The sequence below is a fragment of the Cytobacillus firmus genome, assembly GCF_023612095.1.
In the GTDB taxonomy this organism is placed as follows: domain Bacteria; phylum Bacillota; class Bacilli; order Bacillales; family Cytobacillaceae; genus Cytobacillus.
On sequence record NZ_CP086235.1, the window covers coordinates 656,954 to 680,285 of the forward strand.

Below are 23,332 nucleotides of genomic sequence, written 5' to 3' on the forward strand. Positions count from 1 at the left end.
ATTGAGGAAAACCATTCAAACCTAAAAAGGAGATTTCCAAAATAGAAATCTCCTTTTTATCAAAAAGTTGCGAGGTGCCCATATGAAAATTACGAAACTTTCATTATATAAAGTTCCGCCGCGCTGGCTGTTTTTAAAAATTGAAACAGATGAAGGCATTTCCGGCTGGGGAGAGCCTGTTGTCGAAGGGCGCGCTGAAACAGTAAAGGCAGCCGTCAATGAACTATCAGATTATATTATTGGCCGTAATCCTAATGACATCGAAGATATATGGCAAACAATGTACCGTGGCGGTTTTTACCGGGGGGGCCCAATTTTGATGAGTGCGATCTCCGGGATCGAGCAGGCGCTCTGGGATATTAAAGGCAAGTATTACAATATACCAGTCTATGAAATGCTCGGGGGCAAAGCGCGCCAGAAGATTAAAGTGTATTCCTGGATCGGGGGGGACCGGCCGGCTGAAGTTGCTGCGGAAGCAAAAGTAAAACAGGAACAGGGCTTTCAAGCGATTAAGATGAACGCCTCTGAAGAAATGAATTACATAGACAGCTTTTCAAAAGTGGAAGCGGTTATTGAGCGTGTGGCTTCTATTCGTGAGGCACTCGGCAAGGACTTCGGCATAGGGGTTGATTTTCATGGCCGCGTTCATAAAACCATGGCCAAAACATTAGTGAAAGAGCTGGAGCCATATCGCCCAATGTTCATTGAAGAACCGGTGCTTCCGGAAAACAATGAGGCTCTGCGTGAGATTGCCCTGCATACAACCTGTCCAATTGCCACCGGTGAAAGGATGTATACACGCTGGGGATTCAAGCAGCTTCTGCAGGACGGATATGTAGATATTATCCAGCCTGACCTTTCGCACACAGGCGGTATTCTGGAAGGAAAGAAAATTGCCGCAATGGCTGAGGCGTATGATGTGTCGATTGCACCGCATTGTCCTCTTGGACCAATGACACTGGCATCTTCGGTTCATCTGGATGCTTCTACTCCAAATTTCATCATCCAGGAACAAAGCCTTGGCATTCACTATAACCAGGGAATGGACATTCTCGATTATATTAATAATCCTGAAGTATTCGCCTATAAAGATGGCTATGTAAACATTCCGGATCAGCCTGGACTCGGTATAGAGATTAACGAGGAAAAAGTAAAGCAGGCAGCAGAAGCCGGACATGATTGGAAAAATCCTATTTGGCGCCATGAAGATGGCAGCATTGCCGAATGGTAAATGAGGAGGAAATCGAATGAGCTTTCATGGAATTATTCCCCCGGTTGTCACTTTATTTGATGAAGCGGGAAATTTGGATTTGGAGCTGAATAGAAGGTATCTTGATAAGCTGATTTCTCGGAATACTCATGGGATATTGCTGATGGGCAGCTCAGGTGAGTTTTCTTCTCTTTCCATCGAAGAGCGGAAGCTTTATGTCAGGGAAATGATTAAACATATCCATGGGCGCGTAAAAGTTATGGTTGGTGTGGGCCACACAGCTCTTAAGGAAGTCCTTGAACTGACTTCTTATGCAGAGGAACAGGGAGCAGATGGTGTGCTTGTTGTCAGCCCTTACTATTGGAAGCTTTCGGATGATCAGCTTTATCGCTTTTATTCAACTGTTGCCAATCATACAGAGCTTCCCGTGTTTATTTACAATATCCCGCAATTAACCGGCCAAAATTTGCCGGTTGAGCTAATCGTCAAATTGGCCAAAGACTATCCGAACATTTCTGGCATTAAAGAAACTGTCGGTGATTTTGGCCATATTCGGCAGGTAATTACAGAAGTGAAAAAGGTCCGTCCTGATTTCCTTGTTTTCTCAGCCTTTGACGAGCATATGCTCCCGGCCCTGATGATTGGCGCCGCTGGCAGCATCAATGGCAGTGCTGTATTTGCTCCAGAAGTCTCAGTAGATTTATATGAATCTTATCAAAGAGGGGATTTAGCTGAAGCCCGGAATAACCACCAGCAAATCTCCAGGCTGATGGATGTTTATACGTATTGCCCGACCTTTTTTACAACGATGAAAGAAGCTGTTCATCAGCGCTGGTTTGAAAAAGCAGCAGGCCATCGTGTTCCGTTTGATGTATACCCTGCCGATCTACGTGAAAATGTTCGAAGTTTATTACAAACTATTAAAACGAAAGAAGGCGTCCAATTATGAAAGAATCCCGCGAATTGCTTGAACAATTAGGCTATCCATCCAGCGATTTTCAAGAATTGCCGACATCAGCAAAAAGATTCCCGGACGGTGCACAATACCGGGTTGAGATTCCAAGTGTTGAAGGGCCTGAAGCGTTAAAAGCCACGCTTGAAGAAATCGATCGCCTTGGCTTGACGATTCACCGCGTTTCTCAGGGAAGCGGCATTATGCTTCAAACAGATGAGGAAATCAAAGAAATGTGCGAACTGACAGCAGAACGAGGAATGGAGTTAAGCTTATTTGTAGGACCAAGAGGCACTTGGGATATCAGTGCAGCTCCGTTTACATCGGGGGGCAAATCACAGGCGCTTCGCCATGAGGGAGCGGATCAGCTTGTTTATGCTATGGAAGATTTAAAGCGCGGTGCTGAACTGGGCTTAAGAGGCGCACTTGTAGCTGATGAGGGGCTTCTTCTATTAACAAAAGAAATGAAGAAAAAGGGCCAGCTTCCTGAAGACTTCGTTGTAAAGGTATCTGTGCAAATGGGCTCGGCAAACCCTGTTTCAGTAAAACTGATGCAGGATATCGGAGCAGATACGTATAATGTGCCTTCTGCATTGCCGCTCGCAAAGCTTGCTGCAATCCGCCAGTCCATTGATATTCCAATTGACTTGTACGTGGAGGTTCCGGATAATTTCGGCGGATTCCTGCGCTACTACGAAATCCCGGAAATCATTCGGGTGCTCGCTCCCGTTTATATTAAATTTGGCCTTCGCAATCACCCGGATGTGTATCCTTCCGGAAAGCAATGGGAAAGCACGAATATCTCACTCGTAAAAGAGCGTGTACGCCGTGCTTCCATTGGTATTCAAATGATTGAACGCTACTATCCGGAAGCAGTTACTTCAAAGCTTGGTGCAGAAGGGCTTGGGGTTCCGAAGGCTGAAAAAACGCTAGCTAAATAATTTTCAATCCCTGAGCGGTTTCAATCCGTTCCAGGGATTTCTTACTATAATTCCAGGGGTGAAAAGGATGGCATTTAAAGTACTTTTAACAGACTATGAATTTGAAAATCTCAAATATGAGGAAGACGTATTTAAAGAAAGCGGTCTTGATATTGAATTCGTCAAAGCGCAGTGCAAAACGGAAGATGAGGTGGCCGAGCAGGCCAAACATGCTGACGCCATTTTAAATCAATACGCACCAATCTCAAGACGTGTAATAGAATCCCTTGAAAATACCAAGGTGATTTCCCGCTATGGTGTTGGTGTGAACACGATTGATTTAGATGCAGCCAATGAAAAAGGCATTACCGTAGCTAACGTTCCTGATTATGGGATGGAAGAGGTATCAAACCACGCACTGGCTCTTCTTTTATCATGGGCCCGTAAAGTGACTCTATTAAATAATGAAGTAAAAAGAGGAAATTGGGATTTCAAAGCTTGTGTCCCTATTCACCGTTTTACCAATCAAACAGTAGGAGTTCTTGGATTCGGGCGCATTCCAAGAAGATTTATTGAAAAGGTAAAACCTCTTGGCTTTAAATTGGCCGCATATGATCCCTTTGTTTCCGCAGAGGATATGGCATCAGCCGGAGTGCAAAAAATGGAGCTGGATGAAATCATAAGTGAAGCCGACTATTTATCGGTACATGTTCCGTTAATTAAGGATACCTTCCATTTATTAAATGCAGACCGATTTAGCCAAATGAAGAAAAATGCTGTCATCATTAACACTGCACGTGGTCCGATTATTGATGAAAAGGCCCTGATAGAAGCGCTTGAAAATGGCAAAATAGCAGGTGCCGCTCTCGATGTAGCCGAAGAAGAGCCAATTAGCATCGATAGCCCGCTTCTTCATATGGATAATGTCATTATTACTCCGCACAGCGCATGGTATTCAGAGGAAGCCATGGTGGAGCTAAGACAAAAGGCTGCGAAAAATATCGTACAGGTTTTAAAAGGTGAAAAAACACCTTATGCCCTTACGTAAGAAAGGATAGTGCCGAATATGAAACTAGCTGCTTTCACGATTAATTCTCAACAGCATATTGGTGTTGTCCAGGGAGAGAAAGCCATCAGCTTAACAATACTTGCCGGAAATCAATTTCCTTCGTGCCTGAAAACCTTTATAGAAAGAAGTGAAGAACTGCTGCCGCTTGCTGAAAAGCTTATTAGCCAGGGTACCAATGAGGAGGCTGTTTTTCCAATATCCGATGTGAAAATCCTTCCGCCGATGCAGGCTCCGGAAAAAATCATTTGCGTTGGCTTGAATTATATTGATCATTGCAGAGAAACCGGAATGGAGCCGCCTGCTTCACCGGTGATCTTTTCAAAATATGCGAATGCCATCGTCGGCCATCATGACGCGGTGGAGATTCCTATCAATTCAAGTGAAGTTGATTTTGAGGCAGAGCTTGCTGTTGTCATGGGAAAGGAAGCTAAGCGGGTAACGGAAGAAGAGGCAAACGATTATGTTTTTGGCTACACGATCATGAATGATATTAGCGCGCGCGATTTGCAATTTAAGGACGGACAGTGGTCCCGGGCAAAACAGCCGACACCTTTGCGCCAACAGGACCAGTGATTGTGACAAAGGATGAAGCAGGGGATCCGCACAGTCTATCAATCTCACTCGAACTCAATGGGGAAATTATGCAAGATTCCAATACAAGCAACCTGATATTTACCATACCGCAGATTATCTCCTTCTTATCGCAGTCTATGACGCTAAGACCGGGTGACTTAATTGCAACAGGAACGCCTCCAGGAGTTGGAATGGGCCGGGATCCAAAGGTGTGGCTGAAAGACGGTGACAAAATGAGTATTACCATTGAAAACATCGGAACACTTTCCAATTACGTAAAAGGTGATTCACAGAAGAAAGAGGGCTGATAGACATGGATGTTGTAACAATCGGGGAAACGATGGCTCTTTTTACACCGAATGAGGAGGGCATGCTTCGCCATGCCCATTCTTTTTCAATGAAATTTGGCGGGGCAGAATCCAATGTCGCCATCGGATTGAGCCGTCTCGGACATCGTTCGAGATGGATCAGCCGTCTTGGGGAGGACGAATTCGGTGATGCTATGCTGTCATTCATCCGCGGCGAAGGAGTGGATGTTTCCTATGTGACGCGCGATCAAACTGCGCCGACAGGCGTATTTTTTAAAGAGTTCAGGCGCTTGAATGACACGCGTGTCTATTATTATAGAAAAGATTCTGCGGCCAGCAGAATGAATGCCGACTGGCTTTTGGATGAGTCCATTTTAGATGCTGAATATCTTCATCTTACAGGCATTACGCCAGGACTAAGCCTCTCATGCCGGGAGATGCTTGAAAAGGCAATCCGGATAGCAAAAGGAAATGGGACGAAAATCGTTTTTGATCCAAATCTCCGTTTGAAAATTTGGCGTGATGAAGAAGAAGCACGGCAATTTTTGAAAAAATATGCTTCTGAAAGTGATATAGTCCTTCCTGGCATTTCGGAAGCAGAGTTTCTGTTCGGCACATTTTCACCTGAGGAATATGTAGAGAAATTTCATGATCTTGGGATTGAAACAGTCATTATGAAATTGGGAAAAGAAGGGTCGCTAATATCATCTTCATCGGGTTTGGTGAAGAAAATCCCAGGCTTTACGGTTGAGCGGGTAATCGATCCTGTTGGAGCGGGTGATGCATTTGCTGCAGGTGTCCTTTCAGGACTGCTGGACGGAAAATTGCTTGAAGAAGCAGTACTGCAGGGCAACGCGATGGGAGCAATGGTAACAATGGTGAATGGAGATGCAGAAGGCTTGCCAACTCGATCTGATCTTGTGTCCTTTATGAAAGGCAATCTGGAAGATGTTACGAGATAAAAAGGAGGGAAATCAGTGAGCACGTTAGAAGAGTTAAAGAAGAGCAAGATTGTTGCTGTTATTCGCGGTGCACGTCAGGATCAGATTTTGCCCATTGCTCATGCGCTGCTGGCCGGCGGTGTCAGCACATTTGAGATAACAGTAGAAACACCAAAAGTATGCTCATTAATAGAAAAAGTAAAAGAAGAGTTTGGAAACCAGACAATTGTAGGGGCAGGGACCGTGCTGGATCCTGAAACAGCGCGTGCAGTCATTATGTCTGGAGCGGAGTTCATATTTTCGCCAATCGTTAATAAGGAAACCATTAAACTGGCAAAACGTTACGGTGTCCTCAGTATCCCTGGTGCCCTCACCCCAACTGAAATCCTGACAGCCTATGAAAATGGCGGAGATCTTATTAAGGTGTTCCCAGCCGATGTCATGGGTGTCTCTTATTTCAAGAGCCTGCAGGGGCCGCTTCCGCATATTCCGCTGATGCCAACCGGGGGTATTGATGTCAAAAATATCCGGGAATATTTAAAAGCGGGGGCAGTTGCCGCAGGAGTAGGCAGTTCGTTAGTAAATGCAAAAAATCTAAATTCGGAAGAGGATTATTTGAAACTGACTGAAAAGGCAAAGGAATTTTCTGAATTAATAAATTTCTAAATCGTTGGCAGTTTCGGAAGCTAATTCAAATCAAAAGGACCTGCCATTTGGATAGGTGGAGGTCCTTTTGCCAGATTGCTGGATTAGTTGATTTGGATTTATTTCAGGTGCTTCCAAACCTCTTGAAAAACCAATTTTAATGGGATTCCGTATTGCTCAGATATAGCTTTGCAATCACTGAATTCCGGGGCTTGCTGAACAATTTCACCTTGCATCAGCCCCTCTTTAACAGAGACGGTCCCCCATTGTGTTTCGACCTTACGAAATTTCCGGCCAAGCCGATTTACAGAAAGCGGGTAGTATCGCACACCCAATGTGGTGGTTTCTCTAAAAATGATATTCATCATCTCGGATTTTTTCTTATTTTCACACAAAACCTGGAGCATGGTACCAGGCCGATTTTTCTTCATGTATATCGGAATATAAAAGACATCATTGGCCCCGGATTGAAACAATAAATCCATAACATGTCCCAGCCATTCTCCAGGAATGTCGTCCAGATTTACTTCAATTTTGATCATGTCATGATCAGTATGCTCTTGGCCATGCTGCATTTTTAACGAGCCTCCTTTAGCTGGTATATATTTTAGATGAAGAAAAGAAAGGAAGAAATGAATGCAATCTTATACTACACATATTTTAGCACAATTAAAAAATGGCCATCTTTCAATTGAGGAAGCTGAGGAACAATTGAAGGGCTTTACAGATTACGGATTTGCCAAAGTGGACGATGAGCGTGAATTCAGACAAGGATTTCCTGAGGTTATCTTTGGGGCAGGCAAAACCACAGAACAAATTTTACATATATTTAAGCATTTGGTTTATAAGGGGAATACCGTTTTAGCTACAAGGGTTGACCCAAAATCTGCAGAAGAAGTATGCAGGCAGGTGGATGGAGCTGTATATGATTCATCCGGCAGAACACTTTTGTATAAGCCTGAGGATTATGAACTGAAGACGGAGAAGAAAATTGGGGTTATCTGTGCAGGGACTTCTGACATTCCTGTGGCCCGGGAGGCAGAAGTGACGATTGAAGCTATGGGACACCATTACGAAAGTTTTTATGATATTGGAGTAGCGGGGATTCATCGTTTATTTGCGCAAATTGACGAGATTAAAAAGTGTGATGTATTGATTGTTGTAGCGGGAATGGAAGGTGCACTTCCCAGTGTAGTCGGGGGATTGGTTTCCACTCCTGTTATAGCGGTTCCGACCAGCATAGGATATGGTGCACACTTAAATGGCATTACATCTTTGTTAAGCATGCTTAACACATGCGCTTCCGGCGTAACGGTGGTGAATATAGACAATGGATTTGGTGCGGGCTACTCAGCTTCTTTGATGCTAAGAGTCTGAACATAAAAACAAAGCGGGGTAAATGTAATGAACATATTATTTATAGATTGCGGTATTTCTGGCATTGCTGGAGATATGTCTCTGGCAGCCTTCACAGAATTGGGCGTTGAATTATCAAGTGTAGAAAGAAAGCTTAAATCTGTAATTAAGGAAGAGTTTTCGCTAGGGACAAAAAAGGTTGTAAAGAAGGGGATCTCCAGTACGGAATTAGTCATTCATACAGAAGAAGAAAAACACTCACATCGCCACTATACACACATAAAAAAAGCAATTGAAGAATCTGAGCTTGAAGAGGCAGAAAAAGAAACAGCCTTACAAATGTTTGAAACGATAGGATTAGCAGAGGCAAAAATACATGACAGCACTCTCGAAAAGGTGCATTTCCATGAAGTTGGAGGTGTAGACTCGATGATTGATATTATAGGGACCGCAATTGCTTACAATACATTAAACATTGAAAAGGTAGTCTGCACTCCGGTTGCTGCAGGAAATGGATATATCAATATTGCGCATGGCCTTTATCCTGTACCAGCCCCGGCTACATTGGAAATTCTAAAAGATATTCCTTTGCGGAAGACTGACATTCAAAGTGAATTGACGACACCTACTGGTGCTGCCATTGTCCGTACCCTGGCTAATGAGTTCGGGAATATGCCTTCCATGAAAGTTCAGAAAATAGGATATGGCGCAGGGTCAAAGGATTTCAAATCCCACCCAAATGTTGTCAGGTTTGTGATCGGAGAACAATAACAGGAGGGGGAAGTGTCCAAATGAATATACATAATAGTTTAGTCAAAGAACAAAAGCTGAAGGAAATACTTTCAAAGATGGAGCGGATTATTATTGCATTTTCGGGAGGGGTAGATAGTACCTACTTATTAAAGGTGGCTTTAGATACCTTAGGTAAAGAAAATGTGCTTGCTATTACAGCCGACTCGGAATCTTTTCCTCCTTCCGAGCTGGAAGAAACTATTCGAATCGCCAATGCCATTGATGCCCCACATCAAATTATTAAGATGTCAGAACTCTCCATTCCCGGATATTCGGAAAATGATTCAAACAGATGCTATTACTGTAAAAAGGGACTGTTTGAAAATTTGTATCCAATTATGATTGAAAAAGGGTATCATAACTTGACTTTTGGTCTCATTAAAGATGATTTAGGAGAACATCGCCCTGGTGTAAAGGCTGCTATTGAAAAAAATGTAAGAGGCCCTCTGGCCGAGGCTGATATAACGAAAGAAGATATCAGGATTCGTTCCAAGGAGCTGGGACTTGATACATGGGACAAACCCTCACTCGCATGTTTATCCTCCAGAATAGCATATGGTGAAAAAATCACAATTGAGAAGTTGAGAAAAGTTGATGAGGCCGAGCAGTTTATTAAGGGATTTGGAATTAAGCAGGTCCGTGTCAGAGTTCACAATGAAATTGCAAGAATCGAAGTTGATCCGTCAGATATGAATGAACTCTTAAAGTATCATAAAGAAATCTCTGAGCAATTAAAATTGATTGGATTTAAATATACAGCTATGGACCTGGCTGGATATAAAAGCGGAAGTATGAATAAATTGCTGGAAGGAACAGCTTTATAATGAAGGAACTTAACTGTATTGGAGAGGGAAAGGCAGAATTTTGCCGCTGGGGGAATTTAGATGCTTGAAAGCGGATTACTTTCTATATTATTGCTTGGTTTCACATTAGGAATAAAACATTCAACAGAGCCCGATCACATTATCGCGGTTTCAACAATTGCAAGCCAGACAAAGCGCTTGGTTCGCTCTTCGCTCTCAGGTGTTTTCTGGGGGCTGGGCCACACGTTAATGCTCCTGTTATTTGGGGTAACGGTTATAGCGCTTAATCAGCATATTCCTGGCCCTCTTGCTCTTTCTCTTGAATTGGCAGTGGGCATAATGCTTATATATCTTGGCTTTACTGGCTTTAAGGACAATAAACAGCAAAGGCCGAACACAAAGCATTATCACAAGAAGTCTTTTATCATTGGTGGGATTCATGGTCTGGCTGGCAGTGCAGCTTTAGTTCTATTAACAACTGCACAGGCTCAAACAGAGTTGCAAGCTTTTCTTTTTATCCTCATTTTTGGAGCAGGAACAATTATTGGAATGCTTCTCTTTACTACTGTTCTTGGGTTGCCCTTTTTAATCACTTCTCATGCTCAAAAGAAAATACACTTAAATCTTATAAGGATCTCTTCAGTTGCAAGTGTACTATATGGGATTTATTATATTTTTGAGGTTGGCAGTGATTTATTCCTTTAGAAGTTTTGGTTATAGGGTATTTAACAAGTAATGAGTTATTTATGTTTTTGTGCTCAAAATTGATTTTGCCTCAGGATAAATGCAAGAAAGCCTATGCTGGCATATTACCGGCATAGGCTTATTTTTTATGGGATTTTAACTGAGCAAGCCGGTGAATGGGGAGTGCTCTAGGAGTGGATGCGCTTTTTGAGCTGGTTTATTTCAGTTTCGTGGACTCCGCTTTTTTTACTAAGATGTTCTATATCAATTTTTGTACCCATCAATGTATCTGAAATTACATGGAAAGTCTCTTCATGCTGATCCAGCTTTGTTTCAATATGCTTAAAATGGCTTCTGAATTCAGTAGCATTATTTTCGATTTGTTCAGAAAGTACTTCAATTCTATTTTCTACATTCGCAAGCCTGTTCTCAACATTCTCCATTCTGCTTTCAACATTCCCAAGCCTGTTCTCAACATTCTCCATTCTGCTTTCAACATTCCCAAGCCTGTTCTCAACATTCCCAAGTCTGCTTTTGACATCAGAGATTTCATGGTCAATCGAATCGAACCTCTTATCTATTGAATCAAATCTCTTTGAATGGTCCTTCAATGTACTTAAAATTTCATTAAGAATCTTCTCCAATTTTCTCACCTCCTTTTCGACATTATACCACATGCCACTGCATTTCATGCTGATCATAAAGCGGCCTGGGAGTATTCTTCCAAAATGTTCATAAACATTTCACACATTAATAATGCATGATAAATTGAACGCTTTTATCGCAACATAATGAAAAGGCGGAGCATAGTCCTTTAATACGGCAGTTCAATGGCATTTACAGTCCACAAACTCCATGCTATACTCACTGACGGTAAAAATGGAATGTCAGCTTGTGCAAAGATCGGGACACCGGAGGGAGAAGAAATGGGCAAATATAGAAGAGGATATACTAATAGTACAAAAGCGGAGAGAATGCTGGAGTATTTATACGTTTTGATAGGGTCAGGTATTGTAGCGGTCGCGTTTAATGTGTTTTTGCTTCCCAATCGGATTGCATCAGGCGGGGTAAGCGGGATCAGTACGATCCTGGATGCGGTTGTTGGCTGGGAGCCTGCTTATGTACAGTGGGCATTTAATATACCGCTTTTTATTGCTGGTGTGCTGCTGCTTGGAAAACAATTTGGAGCAAAGACTCTGGCCGGGACAATTTTCCTGCCGTTTGTTGTTTTTCTGACGAAGGAATATGAGCCATGGACATCCGATCCGCTGCTCGCATCTCTGTTTGGCGGAATTGGTGTCGGCCTTGGTTTAGGAATTGTTTTCAGGGGTAAAGCATCTACAGGAGGGACAGACCTTGCAGCACAGATTATTAACAAGTATACAGGTTTGTCTCTTGGTACTTGTGTTGCGATAATCGATGGATTGATCGTATTGTCCGCTGCGATTATTTTTGACATAGAGCAGGGGCTGTATGCCTTGATTGCTTTATATGTAACAAGCAAAACAATCGATCTCATACAGCTTGGATTCAGCCGGACAAAGATGGCTTTAATCATTACTGAAAAACAAAGTGAAGTTCGTGAAGGAATTTTGAATAAAATTGACCGTGGTGTGACAAAACTATCAGCATACGGTGGTTATACCGACCATGAACGTCCGGTCCTGATGTGTGTGGTGGATCAGACAGAGTTCACAAAATTGAAACAACTGGTTCAAACCATTGATCCTACTGCATTTATCATAGTTACGGATGCTTCTGAGGTGTTGGGCGAGGGTTTCAAACGAGCGTAGAGTTGGTATAATATAGCTGTACTTAGTATTTTTTCCTGAGGGGGAATTATAGGTGAAGAAGAAGCTATTAGCACTACTGATGGGTACATCTTTAGTTCTTGCAGCCTGCGGCGGCGGAGACGATGCTGCTGAAGACAAGGACACTTCGACAAACGGCGGCGGTGAAACAACAACTGATACGGCTGACGCTGGCGATGCACAAAAGCTTTATGAACAGAAATGTTCAAGCTGTCACGGTGCAAATCTTGAAGGCGGTGTAGGGCCTGCACTTGATAAGATCGGTGCAAACCTATCACAGGAAGATATTGAAAACACGATAGCTAACGGTAAAGGAGCTATGCCAAAAGGATTGCTTCAGGGAGAAGAAGCTTCTGCTGTAGCATCTTGGCTGGCAGGCAAGAAATAAGAGGATTAAGTAAAAACACTCTGATTAGCAGGGTGTTTTTTTTTCTTATATATAATGAGATTGAACAATTTGCGACAAATATCGAGTAAATGCAATATGAAAAAAGAAGGAAAAATCAGTCGATTAAGAGAATAATTTACTAGAATATAAAAGAAAATAAGGAAAAAAGTAACAAAAGTATTCGGATTGAAAAGAAACTGTAATAATTTTTTCCGTTATTTTGACAACTTATGATGTTATAATGGGTTGTGTGAGAATTTTAGATGGCTAAATAGGCAGTATTTACAAGTATTTTGTCATCCTCTATGTCGAAAGGATGTCGTTTTTTAGCGAAAAAAGCCGTCTGCTTATTTAATTCTTAATACACACTAGATTGCTAGGTGATATACATGATTGAAATGAAAGACGTATATAAGAGATATCCCAATGGCGTTACAGCTGCCAGCGGGATTGATATTCATATTAAGCAAGGTGAGTTTGTTTATGTAGTAGGACCGAGTGGAGCCGGTAAATCCACTTTTATCAAAATGATGTACCGGGAAGAAAAGCCTTCGAGCGGAACGATCACCATTGACGGAGTGAATCTGGCTACATTGAAGAATGCAAAGGTGCCGCTAATGCGCCGTAAAATCGGGGTTGTTTTCCAGGACTTTAAGCTACTCCCAACTTTGACTGTTTATGAGAATGTTGCTTTTGCTCTTGAGGTTATTGAAGAGCATCCGAAGAATATTAAAAAACAAGTCATGGAAACTTTGGACCTTGTAGGTTTAAAGCATAAGGCAAGAATGCTTCCGACTGAACTGTCAGGCGGGGAGCAGCAGCGTGTTTCTATCGCCAGATCAATCGTTAACTCTCCAAAGGTCGTGATAGCGGACGAGCCTACAGGAAACCTTGACCCGGATACCTCATGGGAAATCATGAACATCTTTGATGAAATCAACACGAGAGGAACGACTGTGGTCATGGCAACTCATAATAAAGAAATTGTTAACACGATTAAGCACCGCGTTATTGCCATTGAAGGCGGAAGAATTGTGCGTGACGAGCAAAGAGGTGATTACGGCTATGAAAGCTAGAACATTGGGCCGGCACTTCCGCGAAAGTTTTAAAAGTCTCGGGCGAAACGGCTGGATGACATTTGCTTCGGCAAGTGCGGTCACAGTAACCCTCATTTTAGTTGGCGTATTTTTCGTCATTATGATGAATCTCAACAAGGTGGCTACAACCATTGAAGAGGACGTGGAAATCCGCGTTCACATCGATGTTGCTGCAAATGAGCAGGATCAGGACGTTTTACGGCAAAAAATCGAAGGAATACCCGAAGTCAAAACAGTTGAATATTCAACTAAGGAAAAAGAGCTTGATAGTTTAATAAACAGCCTTGGTGAAGAAGGCGAAGCCTTCAAACTGTTCGAACAGGATAATCCGCTGAACGATGTATTTATCGTAAAGACGAAAAACCCGGCAGACACAATGAAAGCTGCAAAGCAGATTGAGAAAATGGAATATGCGGCAAAAGTAAAATATGGGCAGGGACAGGTTGAAAAACTATTCAACTTTATCAATGCCGGACGAAATGTTGGCCTTGTGCTGATTATCGGCTTATTATTTACTGCCATGTTCCTGATTTCCAATACCATTAAAATTACGATTATGTCACGAAGAAACGAAATTGAGATTATGAGATTGGTAGGAGCAACCAACTCGTTCATCAGATGGCCATTCTTCCTTGAAGGTTTATGGCTTGGACTGCTTGGATCCATTATTCCAATTGCGCTTGTTTCATCAGCATACTATTACGCCTATGATTACTTAGCGCCAAAGCTTGAAGGACATTTTGTCAAGCTGCTGGAGTTTAGTCCGTTTGTCTATCAGATTTCCGGGCTTCTTATCCTGATGGGTGCCCTCATTGGTGTATGGGGAAGCCTGATGTCAGTCAGAAAGTTCCTGAAAGTATAAACCAGCTTAGAAGGCCCTGCGGTGGGGGGAACCTGTCCAGGCGCCTTCAAGCTTCATTATATTAGACGATTCAGAGTAGCTAAACGTTTCAGACTTGGATGAAATATAGAACGATTAACCTGTACATATGGTGTTCATTGAAAGGAGAAATCGGAAATTGAAGAAATCCATCATCACATTATCATTAGCTGCCGTTCTGGGATTTGGCAGCATAACAGTGGGGATGCCTGTTGAGAAGGCGTCTGCAGCAAATAAACTAAACGATTTAAACAGTCAAAAGAACAAAATTAACGAACAGCGTTCCGGAGTAGAATCGAAATTAAACGATACAGATAATAAGATCAGCGAAAACCAGAGCGAGCAGCAATCTGTACAAAGTGAGATTGAGCGTCTGGATAAGGCGATTAGTGATGCTTTAGCTAAAATTGAAGAAAAGAATCAAGAAATCGCTGATACTAAAAAGGAAATTGAGAAACTTGAAGCAGAAATTAAAGTATTAGTAGAGCGCATCAAAAAGCGTAATGAGCTATTAAAAGACCGTGCACGCAACTACCAGGAAACTGGCGGAATGGTGAGTTATATTGATGTTTTAATGGGTGCGCAGAGCTTTGGAGATTTTGTTGAACGCGTTGGAGCAGTTGCAACAATCGTAGAAGCTGACCAGGATATTTTACAAGCGCATCAGGCGGATAAAGACGAGCTTGAGAAAAAACAGAATCAGGTAAAAGAAGAGCTAGCCTCTTTAGAAACAATGCGTGCCGAGCTTGAAGGCATGAAAAAGAGCTTAAACGCTCAAAAAGCAGAGAAAGATAAACTACTTGCATCCCTAAAGCATAAAGAAGAGGAAATGCATGCCCACAAGCTTGAACTGTCTGAAGAAAATGAGATTCTTGCAGCGCAGGAAGCGGCAATTCAAAGAGCGATCAAGCTTGAGCAGGAAAGACAGGCAGAAGCAGCAAGACAAGCTGAACTGGCAAAACAAAAGGCGGCAGCAGAAGCGGCTAAAGCAGCTAAAGCGGCCAAGAAGAGCAGTTCTTCATCAGCAGGAAGCAGCTCATCATCTGACAGCGGTACATCAAACAGCCCGCAGGTATCTGCACCTTCAGTATCTAGCGGTGCATGGACAAGACCTGCATCAGGAAGACTTTCTTCCGGTTTTGGTAACCGTTCATTAGGTGACCACTTTGGAGTAGATATTGCTTCAGGCGGTACAGTGCCAATCATGGCGGCAGCTGATGGTGTTGTCATCCGTTCATACTATTCCAGCAGCTATGGAAATGCGATTTTCATTGCCCACTCTGTAGGCGGACAAACGTATACTACTGTATATGCCCACATGAGTAGCCGTTCTGTCGGTTCTGGCCAGACTGTTTCTAAAGGCCAGCAAATCGGCATCATGGGTAACACGGGACAATCTTACGGCCAGCATTTGCACTTCGAACTTCACAGAGGTTCTTGGAATGCAGGCAAAACAAATGCAATCAATCCAATTGGCATCGTGCCTCTATAAAAATAGTGAAAGTGGAAGGAGCCTAGCTTCTTCCACTTTTCTTTTACCCGAAAAGAGGGTCTTTAATCCTATGGGACGTTTGTTTTTAAAAAAGTCTCAAGCAAAAGAAATCATAACTCGTCCACACCTAACATAGGATGAAATAAGCGAAGACATCCCGCCCCCTTTGCGGGCTGTTTTTATTTACTTAAAAATCGGGGAAGACCGCAGACGCTGAATATATACAGGAAACGCAGGAAACTGGAAAGGGAGATGACGATGAGCAGAAAGTGGATCGCCGTGCTGATGACGGGATCATTGCTGACAGGGGCTGGCGGTACATATGCAGGCATGCAGTGGCTGGCAAAGGAAGCTCCGCAGACAGGAGCCCCAAATCAATTAATAGATTCCAAGGAAAACGGAAAACAAGCTGATCAAGAGAAGGTCGAAAAGATGGAAACAGCCTATCAGCTGATTTTAAATAGCTATGTGGAAAAAGTAGAGGAAAAGCAGCTTGTGGAAGGAGCTATCCAGGGCATGCTTGCAACCCTCGAAGATCCATACTCAGTTTATATGGATGAAGAAACGGCAAAACAATTCAGTGATACATTGGAATCCTCTTTTGAAGGGATCGGTGCAGAAGTCAGCATGGTGGACGGGAAAATCATTATTGTGGCGCCTTTTAAGGATTCACCGGCTGAAAAAGCGGGGTTAAAGCCAAAAGATGAAATCTTAAAAGTGGATGGGGAAAGTGTGAAGGGTCTTGATTTATATAAAGCGACCATGAAAATCCGCGGTAAAAAAGGTACGAAAGTAGAGCTTGAAGTTGCACGCCAAGGTCTGAAGGAGCCTCTCCAGATAAAAGTAAAAAGAGATGAGATTCCTCAAATTACTGTTTACTCAGAAATTAAGAAGGAAAGAGGAAAAGAGGTAGGGTATCTGGAGATCACCTCCTTTTCCGAAGATACATCGAAAGAATTTGCGAAACAGCTGAGTGAAATGGAACAGGAAGGGATCGAGGGACTTGTTATCGATGTGCGCGGAAATCCCGGCGGCCTCCTGACCTCTGTTCAGGAAATCCTGAAGGAATTAGTTACGGCTGACAAACCCTATTTGCAGATTGAAAAGCGGAATGGGGAGAAAATGAGATATTTTTCCACACTAGAAAATCCAAAAAGCTATCCGATTGCCGTTCTTGTGGATAAAGGAAGTGCCTCTGCCTCGGAGATTCTGGCCGGCGCCCTGAAAGAAGCGGAGGATTATGCCATTATCGGTGAGAAATCATTTGGAAAAGGGACTGTTCAGCAGCCTGTTCCGATGGGGGACGGCAGTAATATCAAACTCACTTTATTTAAATGGCTGACTCCGGACGGAAACTGGATTCATAACAAAGGAATCAAGCCTACCCTTGAGGTGAAACAGCCGGACATCTATCAGACTCATCCTTTGCAGGTGGAGAAGCCTTTGGCAATCGATATGAATAATGAAATGGTGAAGAATGCACAGGGAATTCTGGCGGGTCTGGGATATGCTCCGGGCAGGACAGATGGCTATTTCAATGATTCCACTGAAGCAGCAGTGAAAGTCTTTCAGCAGCAAAAAGAGCTTGAAGCAACCGGCCGAATAGACAAAAAAACCGCAGCAGCGCTTGAACAGGCCGCCATCGAAGAAATGAAAAAAGAGCAGAACGATCTGCAGCTGCAGACGGCTTTGAGATATGTAGCCAAATAGTGACAGGCACCACCCGAATTTTGTCGAATGAAGCAGGAGGATTTTTCCTTCTGCTATTTTTTATTTAAAGCGAGATTGTAATAGGTTTTGTAAGGTGCTTTTGGTAGAATATAGAGTAATAGAGTTTTCTGTTGTTTACATAATTCATGAGAATTTAGAAATAGAGGCTGGTGGCAATTTTGATAGAAGAGTGGATTTTTGAGTTTCTTAAAGGAACGGGAAAGCTGCTGTTGAATCCGGTATTTTATTACCTGTTTTTTGTGGCAGCCTTTTTAGGTATTTCCCGTGTGAAGCGAGAGCGAAAGGACTTTTCGGTCCGTGCAGAAAATGCCTATTTTGAGTTGAGGCAGCTTCTTCCGCTGGGGATTCTGGCAGGTCTTGCCGTAAGCGTGGTAATGGTGGGAGCGGGAATAGTCCTGCCGTTGGAGACGATTGTGTTTACCGCCGCACTTACGTTTCTGTGGAGCTTAACGGCAAAAGTGAGATGGATGGCGCCAGTTTATACGCTGGGCTTTGCCTTTTTCGCCACAATGTTTGCTTTTGAACAGAAGTGGCCATTGCCGTCATTCGCCCAGTCGGAATCAGATGTTGACTCTTCCATCTTCCCATCCATCGCTGTTCTCCTTGCCCTTTTGGTGATTGCAGAAGGCTTCCTGATTATAAGAAACGGTAGGAAAGGTACATCTCCAAGGCTTGTAAAGAGTAAAAGGGGACAAACTATCGGCATACACGAGTCCAAAAGAATCTGGATGGTGCCTGTGTTTCTATTGATTCCGGGAGAGGCGCTGCAGCTGCCGTTTGAGTGGTGGCCAATGCTGCCAATTGGCGGTGAAACGTATTCACTCCTTCTTGTTCCGTTTTCAATCGGGTTTCATCAGAGAATCCAAGGCACGCTTCCTAAAGAGGCAACAGCCCTGCTTGGACAAAGAATCAGCGTGTTCGGCATACTTTTATTGCTGATTTCGGCTGCAGGCTACTGGTATCCGCTTGCTGCCGTGGGTGCAGCAGCACTTGCGATCATCGGGCGTGAATTTATCTCGCTCCGCCAGAGAATGGCAGAGGATCAGGCGCCGTTTTACTTTTCCAAGCGCAATCAGGGAATCATGGTACTCGGGGTAGTTCCTGATTCACCAGCTGATAAAATGTCTCTTGGAGTGGGAGAGGTTGTTACAAAAGTCAATGGCGTAAAAATCCATGATGAGAAAGGCTTCTACGAGGCTCTGCAAAAGAACGGAGCTCATTGCAAGCTTGAGATCTTTGATGTGAACGGGCAGGTTCGTTTCGTTCAGCGTGCTCTCTATGAAGGTGACCATCATGAACTGGGGCTGCTGTTTGTTCAGGATGAGAAGAAGTGGGATAGTGAAGCGGTTTAATTTAAAAATTAAATTGTTACATAAATACACGGAATGATTTCAAAAGCTTGGGGAAAGTTTCCGGTAAAGAATGGAGTTTTGTTTAAACGAAAAACTTCATCCTTTTTATATCGAATTTTGATTTAAGGTACATTGAGCTAAACAAACGTTAATTGATATAAGGCTGCCAAATTAGGTGGCCTTGTCTTATTAAAAAGGTCAGGTTTCTACAGATATACGTTAGAAAAAAACAATGGTATGAATAACAGATTGGAAGGGAGAATGAAAGGATTGTTATAATCATCAGCAACCCAACAGGCAGAAAGTTGAATGCATCCGGTCACATTATTCCGGTATCATGATTTTGTAGTGTGTGAAGGTGAGGATTGCTGGTGTTAAAAAGTTTCATTAATTTATGGCAAAGAATAGAGAGCTGCTGAGCGGCTCTTTTCATTTTGGGCTCTGTTAAATTTTTTTATGAATAGCTCGCTCAGCAGTTTTGAGAATGTCTATAACTGCACTCTGTATGAGAAGAATATCACTAAGAATTTGATTTTTTATTCTTGAATTATTACAGCGCTGCATTTCAACTGTCAGCAGATTGAGTTCTTTCTTAAAAATGTCTAATGTGGTCATATGTCTGTTCACTCCTGGAATTTATATAGTTCTTTATACCCTGTTTTATGGGAGTTATAAACCAAAAAATGTTATTTTTTTAATTGATATTCCCTGCTGTGGAAATTTGATAGTCCAGAAGAAATCTCTCATCTTTTCCGAAACCTTTTCCATCCCTATTCGTAAAAGAAGTAGCATCTTCGTAGGAGTAAACAAGCGAATATGGTATCCTTTATTTAATCTATTCATAGAAAAAGGTGACAATGTGGCAAAGAAAAAACTGCATTACTGGACTTTGCAATTACTGATAATTTTAACAATCATCTATGTATCAACAAAAATTTCTTTTCTGTTTATACCGGTCGGCATCTTTGTATCTACTCTGTTTTTTCCAATCATTATAACGGGATTTCTGTATTTCTTATTGAACCCGCTGGTCAGATTGCTGCAGCGCTATAAGGTGCCAAGAACGGCAGCTATTCTAATCATTTATGCAGCTGTTATCGGTTTAGTGACGCTTGTGATTGGCAACATTGCACCGCTTATCAGCAGACAGGTTACTGAATTATTCAATGATCTGCCGGGATATGCGAAAACGACAAGAGACTTTGTTAATTCAATGTCTAACACAGAAGAGTTTAAGTGGTTTTTGGCACAGGACTACATTTCAATACAAGAAATTGAAGCCCGCATTATGGATTATGCGAATACGCTCCCAAGCCGTTTGACACAGGGAGTAGCCGGCATTGTCAGCCTGATCACGAATATTGCAATCACGATTGTCACGGTGCCTTTCCTGTTGTTTTATATGTTCAAAGATGGTGATAAGTTTCCTGCCGCCGTTTCGAAGTTTCTTCCTGTTGCTTACAGAGAAGAAGGGGTTAAAACCCTTAAAGAAACAGGCGAAACCCTTTCTTCTTACATTCAGGGGCAGATTACTGTGGCGCTGTTTGTAGGGACACTATCATTTATCGGTTATTTAATCATTGATCTGCCTTATGCACTTGTTATGGCGCTGATTGTGGCCATCACTAATATCATTCCTTATGTCGGACCATTTCTTGGCGGTGCACCTGCCGTAATCGTCGCACTTTTTGACTCGCCGACTAAGGCCCTTCTGGTTGTCGTGGTCATCGTGATTGCCCAGCAGGTTGAAGGGAACGTGCTGTCGCCGCTGATTCTCGGCAAAACCTTAAACACACATCCGGCCACCATCATTATCCTATTGCTGGTTGCAGGCAATCTTGCCGGAATTCTTGGCATGATTCTGGCGATTCCTACCTATGCTGTGACTAAAACGATTGTTTTAAATACAATAAGGTTTTTAAGGGCGAGGAAAGCAGCTCGGCTCGAGGAATCGGTTACGTGAAGATAGGGAAGCTCCTTTGCAGAAAGGGGCTTTTTGCTTTATTTGCATGTGAAGTTTAATAAAAAACGAAAGCAGTGATCCCTATGTGTCTAATCCTTTTCGCATACAAAGTTCATCCGAAGTATAAGCTGATTGTTGCAGCCAATCGCGACGAATTTTACGAGCGTCCGACTGCGCCTGCACATTTTTGGGAGGACCATCCCCACATTCTCGCCGGACGCGATTTGAGAAAAATGGGAACGTGGATGGGTGTCACTAAAAATGGCAGATTTGCAGCTCTGACCAATTACCGTGATCCGAATGAAGTCACAGAAGGCAAGATGTCGAGAGGAGATTTGGTGGCGGATTTTTTGAAGGGCAGTGCTTCGCCTGCTGATTTTATGAACAGGGCATCTGAACACCGCATCAGCTATCCGGGCTACAATCTGCTGGCGGGCAATTTGGATGAGCTCTTTTATTATTCGAACGTGGAGGATCGAATAGAGCAGCTTCAGCCAGGGGTGTACGGGGTCAGCAACCATGTGCTGGATACCGAGTGGCCGAAGGTAAAAAAAGGGAAGGAGGGCTTATCTGCTCTCTTAGATAATGCAGAGGGAAACTTAACAGAAGAACTGTTCACACTTCTCCGGAATGCAGACCCTGCCCCGGATGACAGGCTTCCGAAAACAGGAGTTTCTCTTGAATGGGAACGGATTCTGTCTCCATTATTTATCAAAAGCGATGGCTACGGAACCAGGAGTTCTACTGTGCTGCTGATGTCAGAGGATGAAATTTTTTATAAGGAAAGGGTTCATAATGGGGATGAGACGCAGGAACAGGAATTTATCTTTAAAAAATAAGAAGCCAGCTCAGGCATCTGGCTTCTTTTTTCAGGCAAACGGCAAAGTAATCTGCACCGTTGTGCCTTCATTTTCCCTGCTGTCGATGTAAAGGTTTCCTCCGTGGTTTTTAATGATTTTTTTGCAGATCATGATGCCAAGACCTGTCCCTTTTTCTTTTGTGCTGTAAAACGGCTCTCCCAGTTTGGCGAGGCGTTCTTCCGGTATGCCGATTCCTTCATCCTCGACAGTGATGATGACAGAGTGGTTCTCCTGGCGGATATCGACGTTTATTTTTCCGCCCATTGGCATGGCTTCCATTGAGTTCTTAATGATGTTTATCAGCACCTGTTTAATTTTATCTTTTTCACACTTCACAAAGAATTCTCCGGGCGACTGAGTTAATTCGATCAGTATATTTTCCATGACTGCCTGGCTGTTCAATAGAGTAATCACACTTTTTACTACGTTTGTCAGGCATGTTTCTTCTATTTCGGTTATTTGAGGTTTAGCAAGAACGAGCAGGTCATTGACGATGCCTTCAATACGTTCCAGCTCATTTAGAATGACTTCTGCGAAATTGTCTTTATGTTCTTCGTATAATAACTGTGTAAAGCCTTTTATGGCTGTGAGCGGGTTGCGGATCTCATGGGCAATGCCTGCTGCAAGCTGACCGACCACGGAAAGCTTTTCAGCATTCTGCAGCTTTTCTTCTGTCTTCTTTTGTCCGGTTACATCTTTGATAATGATCTGGTAGACCTTTCTGTTCTTGAAAGTGGTTGGAATCAGCTGGACTTCGGCTTTTCTTATTTGTCCGTCAGTCCGGATCAGATTAAGCTCAAAATTTACGCTCAGCTTTGTTTGCAGAAAATCATCGAGGGTGGAATGTTCTGAAGGAGGAATGTAGTCGTGGAGGGAGGTGCCGATCATCTCTTTGATGCTCGTGTACCCGAAGAGCTTCTTCCCTTCATTATTGATATAGGTCCAAATCCCCTTTTGAGTCACCATTCCGATCGTATCCTTGGAGTACTCCACCAGAAAACGGTACTTCTCCTGTGTTTCAAGAATTTCCTCTTCCATGATAATTCTCTGAGTCATATCCCGAATGATGCACATCATTTCTTTATCATCATTAATGACTGAAAAATTGGCTTCCAGCCACAAATAATGTCCTTCCTTATGCCTGAAACGAAAAGTCTCCCGATTATGTGGAAGCTGTGCGAGCTCGGCCAGTGCATCTCTTAGAAGATCCCGGTCATTTGGATGGCAGTATGTGTAAAGGCTGCTCCGGTAAAAATCCTGCGGTGAATACCCCAGTGTCGGCAGGCAGGAAGGGGAGACATATAAAGCAATGCCTTCTTTTGTCACTCTTGCAATCACGTCACTGGAATGCTGAATGGCCAGCTGCAGATTCCTCGCTTCGACTTTGTCCGCGAGTAAATCTGCCGGATTCTCGGACATAATCATTTTGTCCCTCCTTTTTTGAAAAATGGCACTTTTCCATTATTATACATGAGTCAGGGTCTTAGACACATAGGATTTAATTA

The 23,332-nt window shown here is 43.0% G+C and carries 23 protein-coding genes and 1 pseudogene; 20 read left to right on the plus strand and 4 right to left on the minus strand.

The features are described from left to right. Window positions 1–82 precede the first annotated feature (82 nt). From dgoD to LLY41_RS03280, 7 genes and pseudogenes are all read left to right on the plus strand, one after another. A complete protein-coding gene (gene dgoD, locus LLY41_RS03250; RefSeq protein ID WP_095243451.1) occupies window positions 83–1,231 on the plus strand; it encodes a galactonate dehydratase in 1,149 nt (382 codons plus the stop codon). A 16-nt stretch (window positions 1,232–1,247) separates the two neighbouring features. Continuing rightward, the gene (locus tag LLY41_RS03255; protein ID WP_304586945.1) at window positions 1,248–2,159 is read left to right on the plus strand and encodes a dihydrodipicolinate synthase family protein; all 912 of its coding nucleotides are present in this window, start codon (window positions 1,248–1,250) and stop codon (window positions 2,157–2,159) included. Continuing rightward, the gene (locus LLY41_RS03260; protein WP_304586946.1) at window positions 2,156–3,103 is read left to right on the plus strand and encodes a U32 family peptidase; all 948 of its coding nucleotides are present in this window, start codon (window positions 2,156–2,158) and stop codon (window positions 3,101–3,103) included. Before LLY41_RS03255 ends, LLY41_RS03260 begins: the two co-directional genes overlap by 4 nt. A 67-nt stretch (window positions 3,104–3,170) precedes the next feature. After that, window positions 3,171–4,130 (plus strand): C-terminal binding protein, encoded by a 960-nt coding sequence (locus tag LLY41_RS03265; protein ID WP_304586947.1) that lies wholly within the window; start codon window positions 3,171–3,173, stop codon window positions 4,128–4,130. Window positions 4,131–4,439: 309 nt separating this feature from the next. Further along, a pseudogene (locus tag LLY41_RS03270) lies at window positions 4,440–5,032 on the plus strand (fumarylacetoacetate hydrolase family protein). 5 nt (window positions 5,033–5,037) lie between these two features. After that, entirely contained in the window at window positions 5,038–5,994 is a 957-nt protein-coding gene (locus tag LLY41_RS03275) for a sugar kinase (protein WP_304586948.1), read from the plus strand. 15 nt (window positions 5,995–6,009) lie between these two features. Further along, window positions 6,010–6,639 carry a bifunctional 4-hydroxy-2-oxoglutarate aldolase/2-dehydro-3-deoxy-phosphogluconate aldolase gene (locus LLY41_RS03280; protein WP_304586949.1) on the plus strand — a complete coding sequence of 210 codons (630 nt, stop codon included), beginning with the start codon at window positions 6,010–6,012 and terminating at the stop codon, window positions 6,637–6,639. Between the two features lie 98 nt (window positions 6,640–6,737). Here the strand turns inward: LLY41_RS03280 and larC are convergent, their stop codons facing one another. After that, window positions 6,738–7,193, minus strand: coding sequence for a nickel pincer cofactor biosynthesis protein LarC2 (gene larC / locus LLY41_RS03285; RefSeq protein WP_304586950.1), 456 nt, complete (start codon window positions 7,191–7,193; stop codon window positions 6,738–6,740). 61 nt (window positions 7,194–7,254) lie between these two features. Between larC and larB the strand changes: the two genes are divergently transcribed. From larB to LLY41_RS03305, 4 genes are read left to right on the plus strand one after another with little or no spacing between them, the layout of a single operon-like run. After that, a complete protein-coding gene (larB, locus tag LLY41_RS03290) occupies window positions 7,255–7,995 on the plus strand; it encodes a nickel pincer cofactor biosynthesis protein LarB (RefSeq protein WP_048009820.1) in 741 nt (246 codons plus the stop codon). 27 nt (window positions 7,996–8,022) lie between these two features. Continuing rightward, window positions 8,023–8,745: a nickel pincer cofactor biosynthesis protein LarC gene (locus LLY41_RS03295; RefSeq protein WP_304586951.1), complete on the plus strand. Its 723-nt coding sequence runs from the start codon at window positions 8,023–8,025 to the stop codon at window positions 8,743–8,745. Between the two features lie 20 nt (window positions 8,746–8,765). Next, window positions 8,766–9,590 carry an ATP-dependent sacrificial sulfur transferase LarE gene (gene larE / locus LLY41_RS03300; protein ID WP_095243459.1) on the plus strand — a complete coding sequence of 275 codons (825 nt, stop codon included), beginning with the start codon at window positions 8,766–8,768 and terminating at the stop codon, window positions 9,588–9,590. A 60-nt stretch (window positions 9,591–9,650) separates the two neighbouring features. After that, window positions 9,651–10,274, plus strand: a complete 624-nt coding sequence (locus tag LLY41_RS03305) for a HoxN/HupN/NixA family nickel/cobalt transporter (RefSeq protein ID WP_304586952.1) — start codon at window positions 9,651–9,653, stop codon at window positions 10,272–10,274. A gap of 167 nt (window positions 10,275–10,441) precedes the next feature. Here the strand turns inward: LLY41_RS03305 and LLY41_RS03310 are convergent, their stop codons facing one another. Continuing rightward, a complete protein-coding gene (locus LLY41_RS03310; RefSeq protein ID WP_304586953.1) occupies window positions 10,442–10,897 on the minus strand; it encodes a hypothetical protein in 456 nt (151 codons plus the stop codon). A gap of 282 nt (window positions 10,898–11,179) precedes the next feature. On the opposite strand from LLY41_RS03310, the gene LLY41_RS03315 reads away from it, so the two are divergent. The 7 genes from LLY41_RS03315 (at window position 11,180) to LLY41_RS03345 (ending at window position 19,004) form a co-directional block, all read left to right on the plus strand. Further along, window positions 11,180–12,046, plus strand: coding sequence for a YitT family protein (locus LLY41_RS03315; protein ID WP_304586954.1), 867 nt, complete (start codon window positions 11,180–11,182; stop codon window positions 12,044–12,046). A gap of 52 nt (window positions 12,047–12,098) precedes the next feature. Further along, window positions 12,099–12,452 (plus strand): cytochrome c551, encoded by a 354-nt coding sequence (gene cccB / locus LLY41_RS03320; RefSeq protein WP_048009814.1) that lies wholly within the window; start codon window positions 12,099–12,101, stop codon window positions 12,450–12,452. Window positions 12,453–12,841: 389 nt separating this feature from the next. After that, window positions 12,842–13,528 (plus strand): cell division ATP-binding protein FtsE, encoded by a 687-nt coding sequence (gene ftsE, locus LLY41_RS03325; protein WP_048009813.1) that lies wholly within the window; start codon window positions 12,842–12,844, stop codon window positions 13,526–13,528. Beyond that, window positions 13,518–14,411 carry a permease-like cell division protein FtsX gene (ftsX, locus tag LLY41_RS03330; protein WP_095243463.1) on the plus strand — a complete coding sequence of 298 codons (894 nt, stop codon included), beginning with the start codon at window positions 13,518–13,520 and terminating at the stop codon, window positions 14,409–14,411. Before ftsE ends, ftsX begins: the two co-directional genes overlap by 11 nt. 157 nt (window positions 14,412–14,568) lie before the next feature. Continuing rightward, a complete protein-coding gene (locus LLY41_RS03335) occupies window positions 14,569–15,921 on the plus strand; it encodes a murein hydrolase activator EnvC family protein (RefSeq protein WP_304586955.1) in 1,353 nt (450 codons plus the stop codon). Between the two features lie 258 nt (window positions 15,922–16,179). Beyond that, window positions 16,180–17,631, plus strand: coding sequence for a S41 family peptidase (locus LLY41_RS03340; RefSeq protein ID WP_095243465.1), 1,452 nt, complete (start codon window positions 16,180–16,182; stop codon window positions 17,629–17,631). Window positions 17,632–17,810: 179 nt separating this feature from the next. Beyond that, window positions 17,811–19,004: a PDZ domain-containing protein gene (locus LLY41_RS03345; protein WP_304586956.1), complete on the plus strand. Its 1,194-nt coding sequence runs from the start codon at window positions 17,811–17,813 to the stop codon at window positions 19,002–19,004. A 444-nt stretch (window positions 19,005–19,448) separates the two neighbouring features. On the opposite strand, the gene LLY41_RS03350 is transcribed toward LLY41_RS03345, so the two are convergent. Continuing rightward, window positions 19,449–19,619 (minus strand): hypothetical protein, encoded by a 171-nt coding sequence (locus LLY41_RS03350; protein WP_179288967.1) that lies wholly within the window; start codon window positions 19,617–19,619, stop codon window positions 19,449–19,451. 244 nt (window positions 19,620–19,863) lie between these two features. Here LLY41_RS03350 and LLY41_RS03355 point away from each other — a divergent pair, with 244 nt between their 5' ends. Together LLY41_RS03355 and LLY41_RS03360 are read left to right on the plus strand one after the other, a co-directional pair. Beyond that, window positions 19,864–20,967, plus strand: a complete 1,104-nt coding sequence (locus LLY41_RS03355; RefSeq protein ID WP_304586957.1) for an AI-2E family transporter — start codon at window positions 19,864–19,866, stop codon at window positions 20,965–20,967. Window positions 20,968–21,050: 83 nt separating this feature from the next. Beyond that, window positions 21,051–21,806, plus strand: a complete 756-nt coding sequence (locus LLY41_RS03360) for an NRDE family protein (protein WP_304586958.1) — start codon at window positions 21,051–21,053, stop codon at window positions 21,804–21,806. Window positions 21,807–21,836: 30 nt separating this feature from the next. Here LLY41_RS03360 and LLY41_RS03365 read toward each other — a convergent pair whose 3' ends face one another. Continuing rightward, window positions 21,837–23,252, minus strand: coding sequence for a PAS domain-containing sensor histidine kinase (locus LLY41_RS03365; RefSeq protein ID WP_304586959.1), 1,416 nt, complete (start codon window positions 23,250–23,252; stop codon window positions 21,837–21,839). Window positions 23,253–23,332: the final 80 nt, after the last annotated feature.

What these genes read in the sequence shown, in the direction of transcription:
- LLY41_RS03350 (WP_179288967.1), bottom strand. Translation starts at nt 19,619, where the DNA reads ATGACCACATTAGACATTTTTAAGAAAGAACTCAATCTGCTGACAGTT.
- LLY41_RS03275 (WP_304586948.1), top strand. Translation starts at nt 5,038, where the DNA reads ATGGATGTTGTAACAATCGGGGAAACGATGGCTCTTTTTACACCGAAT.
- ftsE (WP_048009813.1), top strand. Translation starts at nt 12,842, where the DNA reads ATGATTGAAATGAAAGACGTATATAAGAGATATCCCAATGGCGTTACA.
- LLY41_RS03255 (WP_304586945.1), top strand. Translation starts at nt 1,248, where the DNA reads ATGAGCTTTCATGGAATTATTCCCCCGGTTGTCACTTTATTTGATGAA.
- LLY41_RS03315 (WP_304586954.1), top strand. Translation starts at nt 11,180, where the DNA reads ATGGGCAAATATAGAAGAGGATATACTAATAGTACAAAAGCGGAGAGA.
- larB (WP_048009820.1), top strand. Translation starts at nt 7,255, where the DNA reads ATGCAATCTTATACTACACATATTTTAGCACAATTAAAAAATGGCCAT.
- ftsX (WP_095243463.1), top strand. Translation starts at nt 13,518, where the DNA reads ATGAAAGCTAGAACATTGGGCCGGCACTTCCGCGAAAGTTTTAAAAGT.
- larE (WP_095243459.1), top strand. Translation starts at nt 8,766, where the DNA reads ATGAATATACATAATAGTTTAGTCAAAGAACAAAAGCTGAAGGAAATA.
- LLY41_RS03260 (WP_304586946.1), top strand. Translation starts at nt 2,156, where the DNA reads ATGAAAGAATCCCGCGAATTGCTTGAACAATTAGGCTATCCATCCAGC.
- LLY41_RS03365 (WP_304586959.1), bottom strand. Translation starts at nt 23,252, where the DNA reads ATGATTATGTCCGAGAATCCGGCAGATTTACTCGCGGACAAAGTCGAA.
- LLY41_RS03340 (WP_095243465.1), top strand. Translation starts at nt 16,180, where the DNA reads ATGAGCAGAAAGTGGATCGCCGTGCTGATGACGGGATCATTGCTGACA.
- LLY41_RS03295 (WP_304586951.1), top strand. Translation starts at nt 8,023, where the DNA reads ATGAACATATTATTTATAGATTGCGGTATTTCTGGCATTGCTGGAGAT.
- larC (WP_304586950.1), bottom strand. Translation starts at nt 7,193, where the DNA reads ATGCAGCATGGCCAAGAGCATACTGATCATGACATGATCAAAATTGAA.
- LLY41_RS03305 (WP_304586952.1), top strand. Translation starts at nt 9,651, where the DNA reads ATGCTTGAAAGCGGATTACTTTCTATATTATTGCTTGGTTTCACATTA.
- dgoD (WP_095243451.1), top strand. Translation starts at nt 83, where the DNA reads ATGAAAATTACGAAACTTTCATTATATAAAGTTCCGCCGCGCTGGCTG.
- LLY41_RS03265 (WP_304586947.1), top strand. Translation starts at nt 3,171, where the DNA reads ATGGCATTTAAAGTACTTTTAACAGACTATGAATTTGAAAATCTCAAA.
- LLY41_RS03360 (WP_304586958.1), top strand. Translation starts at nt 21,051, where the DNA reads ATGTGTCTAATCCTTTTCGCATACAAAGTTCATCCGAAGTATAAGCTG.